The sequence below is a fragment of the Sphingobacterium sp. JUb56 genome, from assembly GCF_014191365.1.
Classification (GTDB): domain Bacteria; phylum Bacteroidota; class Bacteroidia; order Sphingobacteriales; family Sphingobacteriaceae; genus Sphingobacterium; species Sphingobacterium anhuiense.
Genome location: NZ_JACHWL010000002.1, coordinates 970,199 through 986,819, shown reverse-complemented (window position 1 = coordinate 986,819; position 16,621 = coordinate 970,199). Strand labels below are relative to the sequence as shown.

Genomic DNA, 16,621 nt, shown 5'->3' with positions numbered 1-16,621 from the left:
AAGAATAGAGGTGTTAATTAGCGATTTGATTAAAATATAAAATGAATACATTAGTTTCAGAATCATTACTTCAACAAGTGTTGAGCAATTTTCAAGAGCAAGTAGCAGAGCCTGCTTTTTTGTCGGCAATACGTCAGCAAGCTTTTGATCGCTTCTCAGCAGTTGGCTTTCCAACGGTGAAAGACGAAGAATGGAAATATACCAATATTCATAAGCTTATCGATCAATCATATGTATTGAACTCGGATGTGGATATTGAAGGATTAGATTTTAGTGCCGGTGAAATTCCAAATCTGGATGCACACCGCATCGTGTTGGTTAATGGTCAATATATGCTGTCATTCTCCTCTTTAGAAGAAGAAAAAGGCCTCATCGTGAAAACGATGGAGGATGCTGTAGAAGAACCTGCTTTTCAAGCACATTTTGCACAACATGCAGACAAAACTAGTAATCCTTTCGTAGCATTAAATACAGCTGGTTATACCAATGGTGTTTTTATTGCACTTGCAAAAAATACCATATTAGCTAAGCCGATCCATATTATCCATGTTGCGACAGGTACAGAAGATTTCTTTTCACAGACACGTAATTTAATCGTGCTGGAAGCAAATGCTGAAGCAGAGATTATCGAGTCTTATATGACTGTTGCTGGTGCCGCTAAAAACATTCAAAATAAAGTGTCAGAGATCATTGTCAAAGAAAACGCTAAAATGCAACATTATTATTTGCAAGTAGCGGAATCTGCGAGTAATTATTTCAATCATACTGAAGTATATCAAGAGAAATATAGCTTATACAATAACTATAACTGTAATTTTCCTGGAGCAGCTTTTATAAGAAATAATATCAACGTACGTCTTGACGCTGAAAATGTAGAAAGCCACTTATACGGTATCAACTTGACAGATGATAAACAGTTGGTTGATAACCACACAGAAGTGGATCATATGAAACCACATTGTGAATCTTACGAATGGTATAAAAATATTACGCAGGGAGAATCTGCAGCTGTTTTTAATGGTAAGATTTTCGTACGTGAGGATGCTCAAAAAACAAATGCATTTCAACAAAATAATAATTTGTTGATTTCAGATAAATCTGCAGTATATACCAAGCCGCAACTTGAAATTTTTGCTGATGATGTGAAATGTTCACATGGATGTACGATTGGACAATTTGATAACGATGCCTTATTCTATCTAAGAGCTAGAGGTATTGGTGAAGAAGCCGCTCGTATCTTATTAGTACATGCATTTGCATTTGATGTAACAACTCGTTTCTCGAATGAGGTTGTTCGTCAATATGTCGAAGAATTAGTTGAAGAGAGTTTATCCAGTTAATAGATAATACGATCTATTGTAATACAATAAAAGCGTTTGAGCCCTAATTCAAACGCTTTTATTTCTAAATAATTTCAAGATCTGGATTTATTTCTAATAAGTCTCGAATAAATGAATCCGTTGAACGTGGATTTATAAAAACATCATCATATTTATTGAAATGTATAACTAAACCCTTTTGGTAAGGATTTAAAATGGGGTAAATTCCTCTGATTTGGTTTCGCTCAATTTTTCTAATGTCATCAATAGAGATTGTTTTTTTTTCTAGAAAATTACTGAGTAGTAGAGAATGATCTGCAATCTGGTACTTCGGAAATATAAAAATAATGTACCAGATTAATCCGAGAAATAGAGTTGAAATTAGTGCACCTAGAAAAAATCCTTTATTGATATTTTCATAGTAATTGAAAGTAAGTAAGGTGATGATGCTAAGTAACCAAACGTAGGCTCCTTTACCAATTTTCGCGCTGTAACTCTTCATAATTAAGTATTTTCTGGTTCAGTTACTTGTAATATAGTGAATTTTTCATTTTAATACAAGTAGGTGCTTTTTTCTAAATGCTACATATATAATTTTTAAGCTTCTTAAGCAATAATTTCTTTTTGTTGATGAATAAATTTATAACTTCATTTTATTTTAAACGTAACCGTTTTATAATCTTAGGGTTATCGCTATTTGTAATAGTTTCGATCTACGTCTTGATGTTTCGAGTCATTGACCACAGGTTACACACTTTAAACAAGAGGATTTTAAAAGAGATGTCATTTGAGAAATCACAATTAGTCCAAAAAGAATTCGATGATTTTGATCGTGTTTTCCATTTGATTGGGCTTGCCGCTGATGAAGGACAGCAAAAATTTATGAATAAACTGATTGATCAAGACAGTGTGCGACAGTTTCTCATTGCCTACACGTATTGGAGATCTGATGGTCTTAATTTTTCAAAAAGTCTAGAATGGTATGTCGATCCGAAGGCCATAGATCCCGTGATTAAGAGTACAGCATTACCAGAAGATTTCAGAAAAACAAAATTTATTAAAAGTGAAAAAGGGATTTATTTACATGTTTATGTCCCAACCGATGAGGGAGTTCTTCAGCTGACACTAGATCTGCATAAACTGAACGCTTATTTTTGGGCTGGAAATCCAGGGACCCGGGCATATTTTGAAGTATATGATGCCAATGGAATATGTTTGATTTATCCTGATGAAAAACAAATAGGAAAAAAAAGAATAAAGAGCTGGAAGCAATATCCAGTAAAAAATAATCTGGTCATGTCAGACTATATTCTGATGGAAGTTCTGTTGGATGAATATAAATTCAAAGGAACATTTGAAAATAATCGATTATTTGTGAATGTGCTATTGATGCTGACAGAAGATGATGTACGTGATATTAGTAACAAGACATTCCTTCTAGGTGCTATAGGTATTGCTACCATGTTATTTTTTATGTTTTTGCTTGACATTCAAAATAGAAAGGCGAAGCGATTGCGGCTAAAAAATCTGGAATATCAAAAAGAAGATGCGTTGCTTCGCTTTGAAAATTTGAAACGGAAAGTAGATCCACATTTTCTGTTTAATGCTTTGGGATCCCTACAGCAATTAATTGGCAAAGACCCGGCTCAAGCAAAAGTTTTTGTTGGGAAGATGGCAAAAGTATACCGGAAGTTTTTAAGTGGTGATGAGTCCGGTCTAGCAACGATAAGAGAAGAATTAGCACTTGCAGAGGAATATTTTTTCATGCAAAAAATACGTTTTGTAGATACCTTAAGTCCATTGAAAATCAACGTCACTCCAGAGGTCATATCTTTATTTATTCCGAAATTCAGTTTGCAGATTTTAATTGAAAATGCCATCAAACACAATGAACTTTGTAAGGAGCAACCATTATCAATTACGATTGAAGAGCAGGAAGGAAGATTGGTCGTTCGTAATACTGTATTGTTCAAAAATCCGGATATGGACGCCGCAGGTTATGGAACCAAAATGATAGCACATGTTTACGATTTTTACCAGGTACAAGGGTTTGAAATCCAGTATCATGATGCTGATTTTACTGTATATCTACCATTCATCCATATTGACAGTCGATAAAGATAAAATAATAATTTTAGAGCACTGGACTATTTCTTCCAGTAAAACTGCGGATTCACTCCTGAAATTCACGCCTTCACTCGGATTCGCTTTTTGGAACCATAATATATTGGCATCTTCACCACCCTATATCTATGAGTCCTATTTTAATTTAAACAAATGAATAATCTGCCTTTCAAAAGAAATTCAGCATTAGCAAGCTTTGGTTTCTTTTCTATTTTCATTCTCAATTCTTGTCAGCTGCTCAGTCCTCTAGGCTTAGGTAAAAAGAAAGATGTTGTCGCTGATTCCACAAAAAAGGATTCTGCTTTAGTTTACGACAAGTTTCTAAAAAATGCCAAAATTGATAGCGGAATTTTTAATGTGATTAATAAAGAGAAAGATTTCTTTTTCGAAATACCGGTTGAGAAACTGGACAAAGACTTTTTGTTGATCAATAAAATCTCTTCTGTGCCTTTAGCTTTGAATGAAGCTGGCTTAAATAAAGGCATGAATTATGAAAATAAAGTAATACGTTTCTCCCTAAAAAAAGCACGTAAAGAGATTTGGGCAAGTGAAATTAAACCTCAGGTAGAAGTACCTAAAGAAGATGCGATAGCACGCTCAGTCGCCGATAATTTTACAGCATCGTTTATTGAATCATTCAAAATTGAAGGCTATAATAAAGATTCATCGTCAGTAATTATCAAGATAAATAAAGTATTTGATGGAACTGAAAAAAGTTTCAACGATGTATTTACCAATATTGGATTAGGTACTGCTCCTAAAACAGCATTATCATTGATCGATCAGATGAAATCATTTGATAACAACATTGTGATTCGCTCCATATTATCTACACGTGTCACCGAAGGAAATGAATCCATTCCAATCAGTTTAACCATCACTAGTAATATATTAGAATTGCCTAAAGAGGCAATGAAGCCCCGTTTCTCAGATCCTAGGGTAGGTTATTTTACTACTCCTCGCTGGTATTTTTCAGATAAGCAGCAAGAAATGGAGAAAAGAGAACTGGTAACACGTTGGCGTTTAGAGCCACGCGAAGAAGATGTGGAACGTTATTTAGCGGGCGAACTGGTTGTTCCAAAGAAACCAATAGTTTTCTACATTGATCCAGCTACTCCACAGCAATGGCGTAAACAAATTATTGAAGGAGTACACGATTGGCAAAAAGCCTTTGAAGAGGCCGGCTTTAAAGATGCCATCATTGCAAAAGAAGTTCCAAAAGGAATGGACTTTGATATCGATGATGCAAATACATCAGCCATCACTTATGCAGCTTCTCCACAAGCCAATGCGATGGGACCATCAGTTGTAGATCCACGTACCGGTGAAATTTTAGAAGCAGATGTAATCTGGTGGCATAATGTAATGACTGCCCTAAATACATGGATGCGTGTACAGACAGGTACGATCGATCCATCTGTTCGCGGTAACATATTCTCTGATGAGAAAATGGCACATGCCATCCGCTTTGTATCATCACACGAGATCGGTCATACATTAGGATTGAAGCATAATATGGGATCATCTTTTAGTTTCCCTGTAGATTCATTGCGTTCAGCTTCCTTTACACAAAAGATGGGGGGGACAGCAACATCCATCATGGATTATGCCCGTTTTAATTATGTGGCACAACCAGAAGATCAGGTACAGGCTATTACACCAGTGATTGGTCTATATGATAAATATGCAATTGCATGGGCTTACCGTTGGTACCCGAGCAAGACAGCATGGGAAGAACTTCCATTGCTAAAAAAAGAGATTGAGTCGAAGCAGGACAATCCTTATTATTGGTACGGAGAGCAACAGGACCCTAAAAATACAGTTGATCCAAGATCGCAGTCAGAAGATTTAGGAGACAACGCCATGCTTGCTGGTACATATGGTTTGAAAAATTTGAAACGTATCATGCCTCAGATCATTAACTGGACAACTACTTCAGGTCAGGATTACTATAAAGCAGGTAAATTATATATGGCAGTTATTGGTCAATGGTATGCTTATGCAGATCATGTTTCCAATAATATTGGTGGTATCTATCTCAATAACCCTGTTTTAGGTGACGGTAAAGACGCATATGCACCAGTGCCGCGCCAGAAACAAGTAGAAGCATTAGCTTACTTAAAAGAAAATGTTTTTACTTTGCCAGAATGGTTGTTCCGAAAAGAATTGATGACAAAAACATTTCCATTAAAAGATAGTCCAGTAGGTTCTTTCGAATATGCTCCTTATACATTAAAAAGAGAATTTCAATACAGCTTATTATATAATTTACTTCAAGATCAGCGCTTATTGCGCATGACCGAGATGGAACTACTTTTCGGACGTGCTCAAGCGTGGAGCGTAGAAGAATTTCTGAAAACATTACGTCAAGAGATCTTTGCAAAAACTTTAAAAAAGCAAAATTTAGATATTGATGCCCGTATGTTGCAACAGAACTATATCGATATATTATTGGTAACCAATAATAAAAGTATGGATAAGTTGAATACGAAAAAATTGTCTTTTGTAGATCAATTTATGAAAGCGGCTAAACCAACGTTCTGTCCGGTACATGCAACAGCACATACTAATTCTGATGAACATGATTTACGCAATGTCCATGTTTCAGGTATGAGCAGAACATCTGAAATGCTGACCGTGAAGCGAGCGGAATTAATCCAGATTCAGAAGTTGTTAAAAACAGCGCAGTCTTCAGGAGATTTCACCACTCAGGCACATTATCAGGACCTGTTAATGCGGATCAATAGTTCGTTAAATGTGAATAATTAACAAAAATCTATATATAAAAAACAAATGAACAAATTCTTACTCTTTGTCGTCTTTTCTTGCGTGCAACTGACTTCGTTTGCACAGGAAACGATAACCCTAAAGGGAAAAGTGTTGGATAGCAAAACGCAAACACCGATATTAGGTGCTACCGTTTTTATTGAAAGCACAGCAGTGGGGGAATCTACGGGCGTAGTTGGTCAAATACAACAATCTGCATTGGGAGCAGTGACTGACAACGCGGGTAATTTTACGCTAACTGTACCGACGGACGTTAAATATTTTACAGTGTCCTTTGTGGGATACCAGAATAAGCAAGTCCAGGTAGCAAAGGTATACAATACGATCTTTTTGGAAGCTACAGATAAGGCTTTGGAAGAAGTGATCGTAACAGGGTATACCAATATCAGTAAGGTCAAGAACACGACAGCTTATAACAAGGTGAAATTAGACGATATCAAGCAAACAGGTGTGTCTAGTATTGATCAATTATTGGAAGGACAGGTAGCGGGTTTACAATTAAGTAACCTGAACGGGGGGCCAAACAGTGCTCCAAAGATTCGTATCCGTGGTACTGTATCTTTAAACGGAACACAGGATCCTTTATGGGTAATAGATGGTTTACCGATTGAAGGAACAGCATTGCCAAATACTTTTGATAAAGATAATTTGAATAATCTGTCGAATTTACCGATTGCAGGGATCAATCCAGATGATATTGCGGATATCACCGTATTAAAAGATGCCGCAGCAACCTCAATTTATGGGGCTAGAGCAGCGAATGGTGTTATCGTCATTACAACCAAAAAAGGTAAGAAAGGACCTACGCAGGTTTCCGTATCCGCAAATAGTTTCGTTACGCAGAAACCTGATTTTACAAAACTCAACCTGATGAACGCATCAGAAAAGGTTGATTTTGAATTAGGAATGGCCAATCGTTCGGATTTGACATATCGTACTAATCAAGGTGCGATTGCGCGTTTATTGAGTGCGAATAATGAATTGGATACCTATCGTCAGTTTGGTTTGAGTGGTTTGTCGACAACAACCCAAGCTGCTATTAGTCAATTACGCAGTCAGAATCATAATTGGGGTGATGAACTGTACCGTACAGCTTTGAATCAACAATATACAGCTGCAATATCCGGTGGATCTGATGGACATGATTTTTATTTGTCAGGAGGATTTTATGATGAACAAGCAACTACAAAAGGTGTTGGTATGCGTCGTTATTCATTGACTTTAAATAATAACTTCAGAATCAGTAATAAATTGAAGGCGGGTATTAATCTACTGGGATCATCTACAGATCGTAATAATTTCATTCAAGATCGTGACGCATTTACGAATCCCAATACATACGCGCGTACAGTTAACCCATATTTGACACCAAGAGACGCACATGGTAATTATGTGTATGATCCAGATATCGTAGGGTACGAAAGAGATACGTATATTCCTTTCAATGCGCTTGAGGAACGAACAAATACAAACTATAATTTGAACAATAAGAGTTTAAAAGCAATTGCGAATTTGACATATCAGTTATTACCGTCTTTATCTTTACGTACGGAATTGGGCTTGCAGTTTGAAGAGTCTGGTACGGAAAGGTTTGCCGATAAAGAAAGTTATAACACAAGAAAGTTTAGAGCACAAACACGTTATTATGATAGTGCCTCAAAAACAACAAAATATTTTCTTCCAGACGGTGGTACGATTCAAAATGATAAAAACAGTATTTTTCAATACAACTGGAAATCTTTTGCACAGTTCACTCGCAAATTTAATGATCACCACGATATCGAAATTATGGCTGGTACAGAACTAAGGAGATCAAAAAGTACAGGTACAATGGCACGTGGCTTTGGCTTCAATCCAAAAACTTTAACGTCTCAAACAATTTTGTTCCCAAATAGTAATTTTGCTAATAATAAAATGTATCAGCAATATGCTAAAACGATAGGTGAATCTTCTTATGCATCTTTTTACGCCAATGCTTCATATAGTTATGATCGTAAATACAATGTATATGGTAGTATCCGTTACGACGGTTCCAATATGTTTGGGGTCGATCCGAAGTACAGATTCTTGCCGATCTGGTCACTATCGGGATCATGGAATGCAAAAGAAGAAGATTTCTTGAAAGATCAGGAATGGATCTCAAATCTGAAATTCCGAGGATCTTATGGTATACAAGGAAATATTGATCGTAATTCTTATCCATTTATTATTGGGGATTATAGTACTGGGTCTATGTTGCCTGGAAATAGCGAAGAAAGCATTGTAGTTGGTATGCCCGCTAATGATAAATTACGTTGGGAACGTACGCAGTCTTGGAACGCAGGATTTGATTTAGGTATTCTAAGAAATAGAGTACAATTTACGGTAGATTACTATAATCGTACTTCAACAGATTTGGTTGGAACAAGTCAATTACCATTAGAAAATGGATTCCCGAATGTATCACGTAACTGGGCTTCTGTTAACAATGATGGTATAGAATTATCGATCAGTAGTCAAAATATTGTAACAGATCGTTTTACTTGGTCGACGGATTTTAATATTGCTCAAAACCGAAATAAATTAAAACGCGTGATGGCTAATCCGACAGCATACAATGTAGATGCGCGCGCAGGTTACCCAATCAATGCCATGTATGAAATTGAAACAGCCGGTTTGGATGCCGATGGATTACCTCAATTTTACAATGATCAAGGCGCTGTTGTATCTTATGAAGATTACTTTCAACTTTTCGATCCCTACGCAGACATAGCGCCAGGTATTTTTGTGAATTCTACGATGAAAAATAATGATTATCAGGAAAAATTCAAATACAGAGGTAGTATGGACCCTAAATTTGTAGGGGGTATGACCAACCGGTTCCGATATGCTAATTTTGATTTAGCAGTTTCAGTTGTATTTAATATCGATCAATGGATGCGTCGCAGTCCAAGCTATAATCCAGCTATAATAGATCGCGGATCCAATTATACGAGAGATGTATTGCAAGCATTGACTCCAGGTTCGCAAGACTTTATCGCAATAGGCTCGACAAGTGCTGAAGCGAATGATCGCTGGATGGCGTATAGTTGGATGGATGGAAATGATCCCTCAAACTCTTTCAAGTATTTAGATATCTGGTCTAAAAAGATGAGTTATTTACGTGTCAACAGCATAAGGTTAGGATATACGTTGCCTAAATCGCTTTCCAGCAAAGTTCAAGCATCAAAGATTCGTTTTAACATTGAAGGACGTAATTTGTTCGTTTTTGGTTCAGACTATAAAGGTTACTTCGATCCAGAGACATATGGTAATAATTATGCACAACCCATTTCCAAATCATTTGCTTTTGGTTTAACGGCATCATTTTAATTAAAAATCCATGAAAAAAAATTTAATATATATCGCATTGCTAGCTGTAAGTTTAACAACTGCTTCTTGCAATAAATACTTAGATATACAACCAGTAGGAACAGTAGTTCCTACTACGGAAGCTGATTTTAGAGCTTTGATGTTTAGTGGTTATAAAGTTTATCCAGAGCATAAATCATTCTTAGCCTTACGTACCGAAGAGTTGTTATTGGATGAATTTTCTACTGACTTAGCGACTCTGAAAGATCTTTATTTATGGAATGATCAAAATCCTGATCGAAATACACAACCAATGGCTTGGGAAACATTCTATAAAAGTATCTTCTATGCCAATCACATCATTGCCGAGGCTAAAGAAAAAGCAGGTGATACAGATGCTGTAAAGCAAATACGTGCGGAAGCGTATTTATTACGAGCTTATGCTCACTTCGAATTGCTAAATACCTATGCCGATAATTATAATGTCGCAACTGCATTAAAAGATCGTGGTGTGCCCATTTCTATTAAAGTAGACTTAGAGCAATTGTTTGCTCCTGCCACTGTAGAAAAAGTGTACCAGCAAATTTTAGCCGATATGGAAGAAGCATCTGTTTTACTTCAAGTGACTGATCAAGTAACTAATGTAAAGTATAGATTCAGTCGTCGCGCTTATGATGCGTTTGAAGCTCGTTTAAGATTATATCGTGGCGAATGGGAATTAGCAGCGCAAGCGGCAGATCGGGGTTTAGCTATCAATGCAAACCTAGAAAACCTAAATGATGCAAATTCTAAATTGCCAAATGATTTTGAATCCAAAGAAATGATTCAGGCCTGGGAAGAAGTGGGAAAATCCAGTGTATCAAGTTCCACTTTGATCAGTCCAGTATTGTTGACGAAATACGACAAGGGCGACTTACGCCTTGCACGTTATTTTGAAAAAAGATGGGATGATAATATTGTATCTAAAAAAGGTGGAAATAATCGTTTTAATGTGACCTTTAGAAATGCAGAGTTGTATTTGATCAAAGCTGAAACAGCTGCTCGATTAGGTCAAAAAGAACAAGCAATGGCTTCTTTAACAACCTTATTAAAAAATAGATTGACCGTAACGGCTTTTGCAACTGCTCAAGCTAAATTGGCTACGCTTTCAAATGCAGAGCTGATTACTTTTATCTTAGATGAGCGTGCGCGCGAACTTGCTTTGGAAGGATTGCGTTGGTACGATTTAAAACGTACGACAAGACCCGAGATTGTACATATCTATCAGTCTAGGAACTATACGTTAAATGAAAATGACCCACGTTATGTCATTCGTTATCCGAAAGAAGCAATATCTAATAATCCAGATTTATAAAATTAGAGCAATTTCATAAATTCCGATCCCCATTCTCAAAAGAATGGGGATTTTTTTTTAAATTCAGCACATGTTTAAAAAGATATTAATCGTAGAAGATGAAAATTGGGCCTCAGAAAGTCTATTGGAGAAATTAGACCAATTGATTGCTACGAAATTTCAATCTACGATTATAACAACAGTGCGTGAAGCTGCCGATTGGTTGCTTAAAAATGAAGTCGATCTCATTTTTATGGATGTGCAGCTTGGTGATGGATTGAGTTTCGAAATATTTGACCAAGTCAAAGTACAGGCACCTGTTATTTTTACAACAGCGTTTGAAGATTACGCCTTAAAAGCTTTTCAAAATCAAGGTTATGCCTATTTGTTGAAGCCGTATGACGACGACGAGTTTCAACAAGCACTTGATAAAGTCGCTCCGTTTATCGTCCAGGAGACCAAGGAGATTCAATACAAAACTCGTTTTCTAGTACGGTATGGTATGCGGTTAAAATCGATACCGACAACAGAAATTGCCTATTTTATGGCTGAAGATAAAATATTGTACGGCTACACAAAAGATGGAGATCAGTTTATTGTCGACGATACCATAACAGGGCTAGTGTCGCGCCTGGATCCAACATTCTTTTTTCAGGTCAATCGCAAATTCATTATCCAAATAGATGCCATTGTCGATATGCTCAAAGTAGCACGTAATCGCATAAGGATCCAGTTACAACCAGCATTGCCAGCTGGTATCGAGGTTATCGTGAGTGAAGATAAATCATCCGATTTTCAGATTTGGTTGGACCGCTGATTAAGCAGGTCGCACGATTTTAATAGCAGGATTGTATTGCATTAATTCATACAAAAAATCATCATTACCATCTGGACTGATGTATATTTCTTCATATTTATTATAATGTACGATCAGCCGTTTACGGGCTGCCGCGGGCTTGAAGCCCACCCATAAAGTCTTTCCAACCTCTATTTTGTAAATTTTCATTATGGCGATCTTTCCTCTAAAGATACCCGATCGATAAGTAAGATATTGACTGTCTATTGGATACCTCGGTCGTGGTAGTAATAATATGGCCATGAAGAATGTCGGGAGACCTATTATAGTCACAAATTCTATAAAAGTAGCTTGTTCAGTACGAAGTGTAACGATCATCATGATTATCATGGATAAAATAAGGCCAATGATCATGGCATCCATCAAAGTGTCTTGCCTTCTTCTGAAAACTTTCATAATTTATAGGATGTTGCTAATCTTAAAGTTAGCAAATTTTTGTAAATTTGCATCGTTATGAAAGTCGCTTTATATACAACGTTTTATTTTATTCCTTGATGATTTTAGCTCAGTCAAGTAAATAGTTTTTTAGTAAATGATATTTCGCATCATTTAAGGTTGTATTTTACTTTATTATTTTATGGAAAAGAAAAATTGGTTTCAAACCTATATGTATATTTGGATTGGACAATTTGTGTCACTGTTGACGAGCTCTGCTGTCAATTTTGCTGTGATTGTCTGGTTGAGTTTAACGCATAAGTCGGCCGAGGTATTGGCTTTAGCAGGTATTGCAGGCCTATTGCCACAGGCACTTATTGGACCCTTTGTAGGTGTTTTAATAGATCGCTGGGACCGGAAAAAGGTAATGATTTTCGCAGATGCATTTATTGCTTTATGTACCTTAATGATGACTTTTGTACTGCAGGAGGCTGCAGTAGGACTATCGTTGATCTATCTGTTGCTAACTTGTCGTTCCATTGGAGCCGCTTTTCATGCACCAGCTATGCAGGCAATAGCACCACTGATGGTTCCGGAAGATAAATTGCTACGTGTATCTGGAATAAATCAGATGCTTCAGTCCGTCAGTAGTATTGCTGGGCCTGCATTAGGAACATTGGCGATTACTTATTTTTCAATAGCTCAAGTGCTTTATCTCGATGTTATAGGTGCTGCAGTTGCAATAGTATCGTTATTCTTTGTTACCATTCCTCATTTAAAGGTTGAATCTAAATTAACCTTTGGACAGGCATGGAGTGATCTGAAACAAGGTATGCAGGCCATCTACCATAATCGTGGTTTGAGCCTATTGTTTTTATACGCCATGATCGCTACTTTTTGTGTTATGCCGATCGCTATTATGTTTCCACTTTTGACAATCGATCATTTTAATGGCGGAAAATGGGAGATGAGTGTGATTGAAATTATATGGGGAGTAGGCATGTTAATGGGAGGAGGATTATTGGGAGCATTTAAAGTGAACTTCTCGAAAATAATAATGATCAATACCATGCATATTGTACTGGGATTGACATTTGCTTTTTCAGGTTGGTTCCCATCCACCTGGTTCATTCCATTTGTAATTGTGACTGGAATAGGCGGTGTATCCATGTCGCTGTTCTCAGCATCTTTTATGACGACCATACAAGAAGAAGTCGCACCCCAAATGTTAGGTCGCGTATTTTCGCTCTATTTTAGCCTTGCTATTCTGCCAAGTGTCATCGGATTGCTTTTTACGGGTATGATAGCAGATGTAATTGGAGTAGCCAACGCTTTTGTGATCGCAGGATTATTGATGATGATTGTAGGCGTATTGTCCTTTTTTACACCAGCTGTCATGCGACTGGAAAAAAAAGTGCCCCATAACGAAACAGTATAAAATAAAAAAGCTTCCAAATTTTGGAAGCTTTTTTATTTTGAGCGAAAGACGAGATTCGAACTCGCGACCCCAACCTTGGCAAGGTTGTGCTCTACCAACTGAGCTACTTTCGCGTTGGTCTTACAAAAATACGGCTTTATTTGAATTTTTGCAAGACCAATTTAATATTTTATCAATTTAATTGATCGCATTGGCACAGTTCATACCATCAATAGCAGCGGAAATAATACCCCCAGCATAACCTGCCCCTTCAGCACAAGGGTAAAGACCTTTAATTTCAGGATGTTGTAAAGATAACTTATCACGGGGAATACGGACGGGTGAAGAAGTTCGGGATTCTACAGCAACAAGGATAGCCTCATTGGTATAGTAACCTTTCATCTTTTTACCGAAGATAGGCAATGCACCGCGTAATGCTTCGTACACAAATTTTGGTAACACCTGACTTAAATCAGCAGAAACCGTACCTGGTTTATAAGAATTTTCCGGAAGATCTTTGGATATCCGCCCCTCAACAAAATCAATCATCCGTTGCGCAGGAGCCACCATTTTTCCACCACCAGCTTCAAAAGCACGTTTTTCTATTTCACGTTGGAAATCCAACAAAGCAAATGGATCGCTTTCCGATCCCGGAACATCCTCCAGGTTGATTTGGATAACAGTACCCGAATTGGCGTGCGGATTATTCCGTTTCGATGGCGACCAGCCATTCACAACGATTTCATTGTCTGCAGTAGAACAAGGAGCAATGACCCCACCTGGGCACATACAGAACGAAAAGACCCCACGGCCATTTACCTGTTCCACAAGACTATAATAAGCCGGTGGAAGATGCTCGCTCCGGACTTCACAATGATACTGTGCTTGATCAATAATCTCCTGCGGATGCTCAATTCGAACACCCAGAGCAAAAGCTTTAGCCTCAAGTAACCAGTTTTTAGTACGGAAGAGTTCGAAAATATCACGTGCCGAGTGTCCTGTAGCAACAATGACATGATTTGATTTCAATTGTCTTCCGCCTGCAAGCGTAACACCTGTAACCTGATTATTTTCAGTATTGATATCAACCACACGTTGTTCAAAAATAACCTCGCCACCATGGGCGATAATCGTTTCTCGGATGTCCTGAATAATATGAGGTAACTTGTTCGTTCCAATATGAGGGCGCGCATTGACCAAAATATCTTCATTAGCACCATGGGCAACAAAAAGTTGAAGTACTTTCTCAACGTCACCACGTTTATCCGAGCGGGTATATAGCTTTCCATCAGAATATGTACCGGCACCACCTTCACCAAAACAATAATTGGAGTCTTCATCAACAATACCTTCGCGGTTTAACTTCGCAAGGTCACGACGGCGATCCTGCACAGCTTTACCACGTTCAACAATAATAGGTTTAAGCCCTTTTTCCAAACATTGTAGCGCGGCAAATAAACCTGCAGGACCAGCACCAATAATTAACACAGGTTGTGCGTTATGGACCGATTTAAAGTGGGTTTCAAAAACTTCATTTATAGGCTCTTCGTCGATAAAAAATATAATACGCGCTCTAAAAACGACATGTCGGCTACGGGCATCAATAGAACGCTTACGAATTTTAAATCCTTTAATGCGCTCACCATTTATTTTCAAGGCTTTAGAACCTTGAATTAGAATATAATTATCGTCCTCGATTCTTTCAGGAGCGATAGCCAGTTCAATTTCTTTCTGCATAAATTTCTTGCTGGGTTTTTATCCCAAAAACAGCCCAAAGTTAAGGATAACTGCTGTATTTTTTTAGTTATAAATACTTAACGCCTAAAATTATTCTTATATTCGTAGGAGTGGTATGAGCTTTGTAGTAAGCTTTCCATCAAAATTTAATTTGAAATATATTAATTCAACAAAAAATGAAAAGATTATTAGTCGCATTCTTTGGTTTAATGGTCGCATTATCTTTCAGTTCATGCGGATACAATACAATGGTATCGCAAGATGAAAATGTAAAAGGAAAATGGGCTCAAGTTGAAAATGCATATCAGAGACGTGCAGATTTAGTTCCGAATTTGGTAAATACCGTAAAAGGAGCAGCAAAGCACGAAGAAAGTACATTAACAGCTGTTGTTGAAGCACGTGCCAAGGCGACTTCTATCACGGTAGATCCTACCAATTTGAATGAAGAAACAATTGCACAATATCAAAAAGTACAGGACCAGTTTTCAGGTTCTTTAAGTAAGTTGATGGCTACAGTAGAAGCTTACCCAGATTTGAAAGCAAATCAAAACTTTTTAGAATTGCAAGCGCAATTAGAAGGTACTGAAAATAGAATTTCAACCGAACGTAGAGCTTACAATGAAGCGGTACAGCAGTTCAATACAACTGTGAGAAGTTTTCCTAACAATTTGATGGCTGGCATGTTTGGCTTTAAAGCAAAAGGAACTTTCACAGCACAAGAAGGTGCGGATAAAGCGCCAGCAGTATCTTTCTAAATACAGCGTATTAGTTTACTAGAAAAGATGAATGATGGCCGAAATTTGTGCACGCATTCATCTTTTTTTATTTAAAAAAGACTTTAGTAATGGGAACATTTTCATCAGAAGAGCAGGAAAAAGTAGTACATGCGATCAGTATCGCGGAAAATAAAACTTCCGGTGAGATCCGTGTGGTTGTTGAGAAACACTGTCCTGGAGAAGTTTTCGAACGTGCAACCCACTATTTTGAAAAGTTGGATATGCATAAGACCGCTTTAAGAAATGGAGTTTTAATCTACTTAGCACACGAAGACCATAAATTTTCCGTTATAGGAGATGCAGGAATTCACAAGAAAGTAGGGGACGATTTCTGGGAGAAAACGAAAGAAATTATGGTTCAGGAATTTCGGAATGCACAATATGTGAATGGTTTGATCCAAGGCATTGAGCATGCAGGCGAACAACTGGCGAAATTTTATCCACGAGAAGACGATGATATTAATGAATTACCGAATGATATTGTTTTTGGCGATAAATAAAAAATGGATAAACGAAAAGAATATAGGTCATTGACCAAAATTAGATTGTCAGCCATACGTATTTTTG

Annotated in this window: 12 protein-coding genes and 1 tRNA gene; 9 read left to right on the top strand and 4 right to left on the bottom strand. The window is 37.3% G+C overall.

The genetic code is table 11. From position 1 onward, the window contains the following. The first annotated feature begins 41 nt into the window (after positions 1 to 41). Positions 42 to 1,340, top strand: a complete 1,299-nt coding sequence (gene sufD / locus FHR29_RS23605; RefSeq protein WP_132840862.1) for a Fe-S cluster assembly protein SufD — start codon at positions 42 to 44, stop codon at positions 1,338 to 1,340. 64 nt (positions 1,341 to 1,404) lie between these two features. On the opposite strand, the gene FHR29_RS23600 is transcribed toward sufD, so the two are convergent. Next, complete coding sequence (locus tag FHR29_RS23600; protein WP_183917584.1) at positions 1,405 to 1,821, bottom strand: PH domain-containing protein; 417 nt, start codon at positions 1,819 to 1,821, stop codon at positions 1,405 to 1,407. 278 nt (positions 1,822 to 2,099) lie between these two features. On the opposite strand from FHR29_RS23600, the gene FHR29_RS23595 reads away from it, so the two are divergent. The 5 genes from FHR29_RS23595 to FHR29_RS23575 all read left to right on the top strand — a co-directional run bounded on the left by FHR29_RS23595 (position 2,100) and on the right by FHR29_RS23575 (position 11,710). Beyond that, a complete protein-coding gene (locus tag FHR29_RS23595; protein ID WP_183917582.1) occupies positions 2,100 to 3,437 on the top strand; it encodes a sensor histidine kinase in 1,338 nt (445 codons plus the stop codon). 159 nt (positions 3,438 to 3,596) lie between these two features. Next, on the top strand, positions 3,597 to 6,212 hold the full coding sequence (locus FHR29_RS23590) for a zinc-dependent metalloprotease (protein ID WP_183917580.1): 2,616 nt from the start codon (positions 3,597 to 3,599) through the stop codon (positions 6,210 to 6,212). A gap of 24 nt (positions 6,213 to 6,236) precedes the next feature. After that, positions 6,237 to 9,581 (top strand): SusC/RagA family TonB-linked outer membrane protein, encoded by a 3,345-nt coding sequence (locus FHR29_RS23585; RefSeq protein ID WP_183917578.1) that lies wholly within the window; start codon positions 6,237 to 6,239, stop codon positions 9,579 to 9,581. 10 nt (positions 9,582 to 9,591) lie between these two features. Next, positions 9,592 to 10,914: a RagB/SusD family nutrient uptake outer membrane protein gene (locus FHR29_RS23580; protein WP_183917576.1), complete on the top strand. Its 1,323-nt coding sequence runs from the start codon at positions 9,592 to 9,594 to the stop codon at positions 10,912 to 10,914. Between the two features lie 70 nt (positions 10,915 to 10,984). Then, positions 10,985 to 11,710 carry a LytTR family DNA-binding domain-containing protein gene (locus tag FHR29_RS23575; RefSeq protein ID WP_183917574.1) on the top strand — a complete coding sequence of 242 codons (726 nt, stop codon included), beginning with the start codon at positions 10,985 to 10,987 and terminating at the stop codon, positions 11,708 to 11,710. Here the strand turns inward: FHR29_RS23575 and FHR29_RS23570 are convergent, their stop codons facing one another. Further along, positions 11,711 to 12,145: a PH domain-containing protein gene (locus tag FHR29_RS23570; RefSeq protein ID WP_183917572.1), complete on the bottom strand. Its 435-nt coding sequence runs from the start codon at positions 12,143 to 12,145 to the stop codon at positions 11,711 to 11,713. Positions 12,146 to 12,326: 181 nt separating this feature from the next. Here FHR29_RS23570 and FHR29_RS23565 point away from each other — a divergent pair, with 181 nt between their 5' ends. Next, positions 12,327 to 13,562 carry an MFS transporter gene (locus tag FHR29_RS23565; protein ID WP_183917570.1) on the top strand — a complete coding sequence of 412 codons (1,236 nt, stop codon included), beginning with the start codon at positions 12,327 to 12,329 and terminating at the stop codon, positions 13,560 to 13,562. Between the two features lie 40 nt (positions 13,563 to 13,602). On the opposite strand, the gene FHR29_RS23560 is transcribed toward FHR29_RS23565, so the two are convergent. Both FHR29_RS23560 and FHR29_RS23555 read right to left on the bottom strand, forming a co-directional pair. Further along, positions 13,603 to 13,675, bottom strand: a tRNA-Gly gene (locus FHR29_RS23560). A gap of 64 nt (positions 13,676 to 13,739) precedes the next feature. After that, complete coding sequence (locus FHR29_RS23555) at positions 13,740 to 15,278, bottom strand: NAD(P)/FAD-dependent oxidoreductase (RefSeq protein WP_183917568.1); 1,539 nt, start codon at positions 15,276 to 15,278, stop codon at positions 13,740 to 13,742. A gap of 176 nt (positions 15,279 to 15,454) precedes the next feature. Between FHR29_RS23555 and FHR29_RS23550 the strand changes: the two genes are divergently transcribed. Together FHR29_RS23550 and FHR29_RS23545 are read left to right on the top strand one after the other, a co-directional pair. Continuing rightward, the gene (locus FHR29_RS23550) at positions 15,455 to 16,033 is read left to right on the top strand and encodes a LemA family protein (RefSeq protein WP_021188860.1); all 579 of its coding nucleotides are present in this window, start codon (positions 15,455 to 15,457) and stop codon (positions 16,031 to 16,033) included. Positions 16,034 to 16,122: 89 nt separating this feature from the next. Then, positions 16,123 to 16,554 carry a TPM domain-containing protein gene (locus FHR29_RS23545; RefSeq protein ID WP_183917566.1) on the top strand — a complete coding sequence of 144 codons (432 nt, stop codon included), beginning with the start codon at positions 16,123 to 16,125 and terminating at the stop codon, positions 16,552 to 16,554. The last annotated feature ends 67 nt before the right edge of the window (positions 16,555 to 16,621 follow it).

Bases quoted from the DNA above. Each gene is read 5' to 3' on its own strand.
- sufD (WP_132840862.1), top strand. From the start codon at position 42: ATGAATACATTAGTTTCAGAATCATTACTTCAACAAGTGTTGAGCAAT.
- FHR29_RS23600 (WP_183917584.1), bottom strand. From the start codon at position 1,821: ATGAAGAGTTACAGCGCGAAAATTGGTAAAGGAGCCTACGTTTGGTTA.
- FHR29_RS23595 (WP_183917582.1), top strand. From the start codon at position 2,100: ATGTCATTTGAGAAATCACAATTAGTCCAAAAAGAATTCGATGATTTT.
- FHR29_RS23590 (WP_183917580.1), top strand. From the start codon at position 3,597: ATGAATAATCTGCCTTTCAAAAGAAATTCAGCATTAGCAAGCTTTGGT.
- FHR29_RS23585 (WP_183917578.1), top strand. From the start codon at position 6,237: ATGAACAAATTCTTACTCTTTGTCGTCTTTTCTTGCGTGCAACTGACT.
- FHR29_RS23580 (WP_183917576.1), top strand. From the start codon at position 9,592: ATGAAAAAAAATTTAATATATATCGCATTGCTAGCTGTAAGTTTAACA.
- FHR29_RS23575 (WP_183917574.1), top strand. From the start codon at position 10,985: ATGTTTAAAAAGATATTAATCGTAGAAGATGAAAATTGGGCCTCAGAA.
- FHR29_RS23570 (WP_183917572.1), bottom strand. From the start codon at position 12,145: ATGAAAGTTTTCAGAAGAAGGCAAGACACTTTGATGGATGCCATGATC.
- FHR29_RS23565 (WP_183917570.1), top strand. From the start codon at position 12,327: ATGGAAAAGAAAAATTGGTTTCAAACCTATATGTATATTTGGATTGGA.
- FHR29_RS23555 (WP_183917568.1), bottom strand. From the start codon at position 15,278: ATGCAGAAAGAAATTGAACTGGCTATCGCTCCTGAAAGAATCGAGGAC.
- FHR29_RS23550 (WP_021188860.1), top strand. From the start codon at position 15,455: ATGAAAAGATTATTAGTCGCATTCTTTGGTTTAATGGTCGCATTATCT.
- FHR29_RS23545 (WP_183917566.1), top strand. From the start codon at position 16,123: ATGGGAACATTTTCATCAGAAGAGCAGGAAAAAGTAGTACATGCGATC.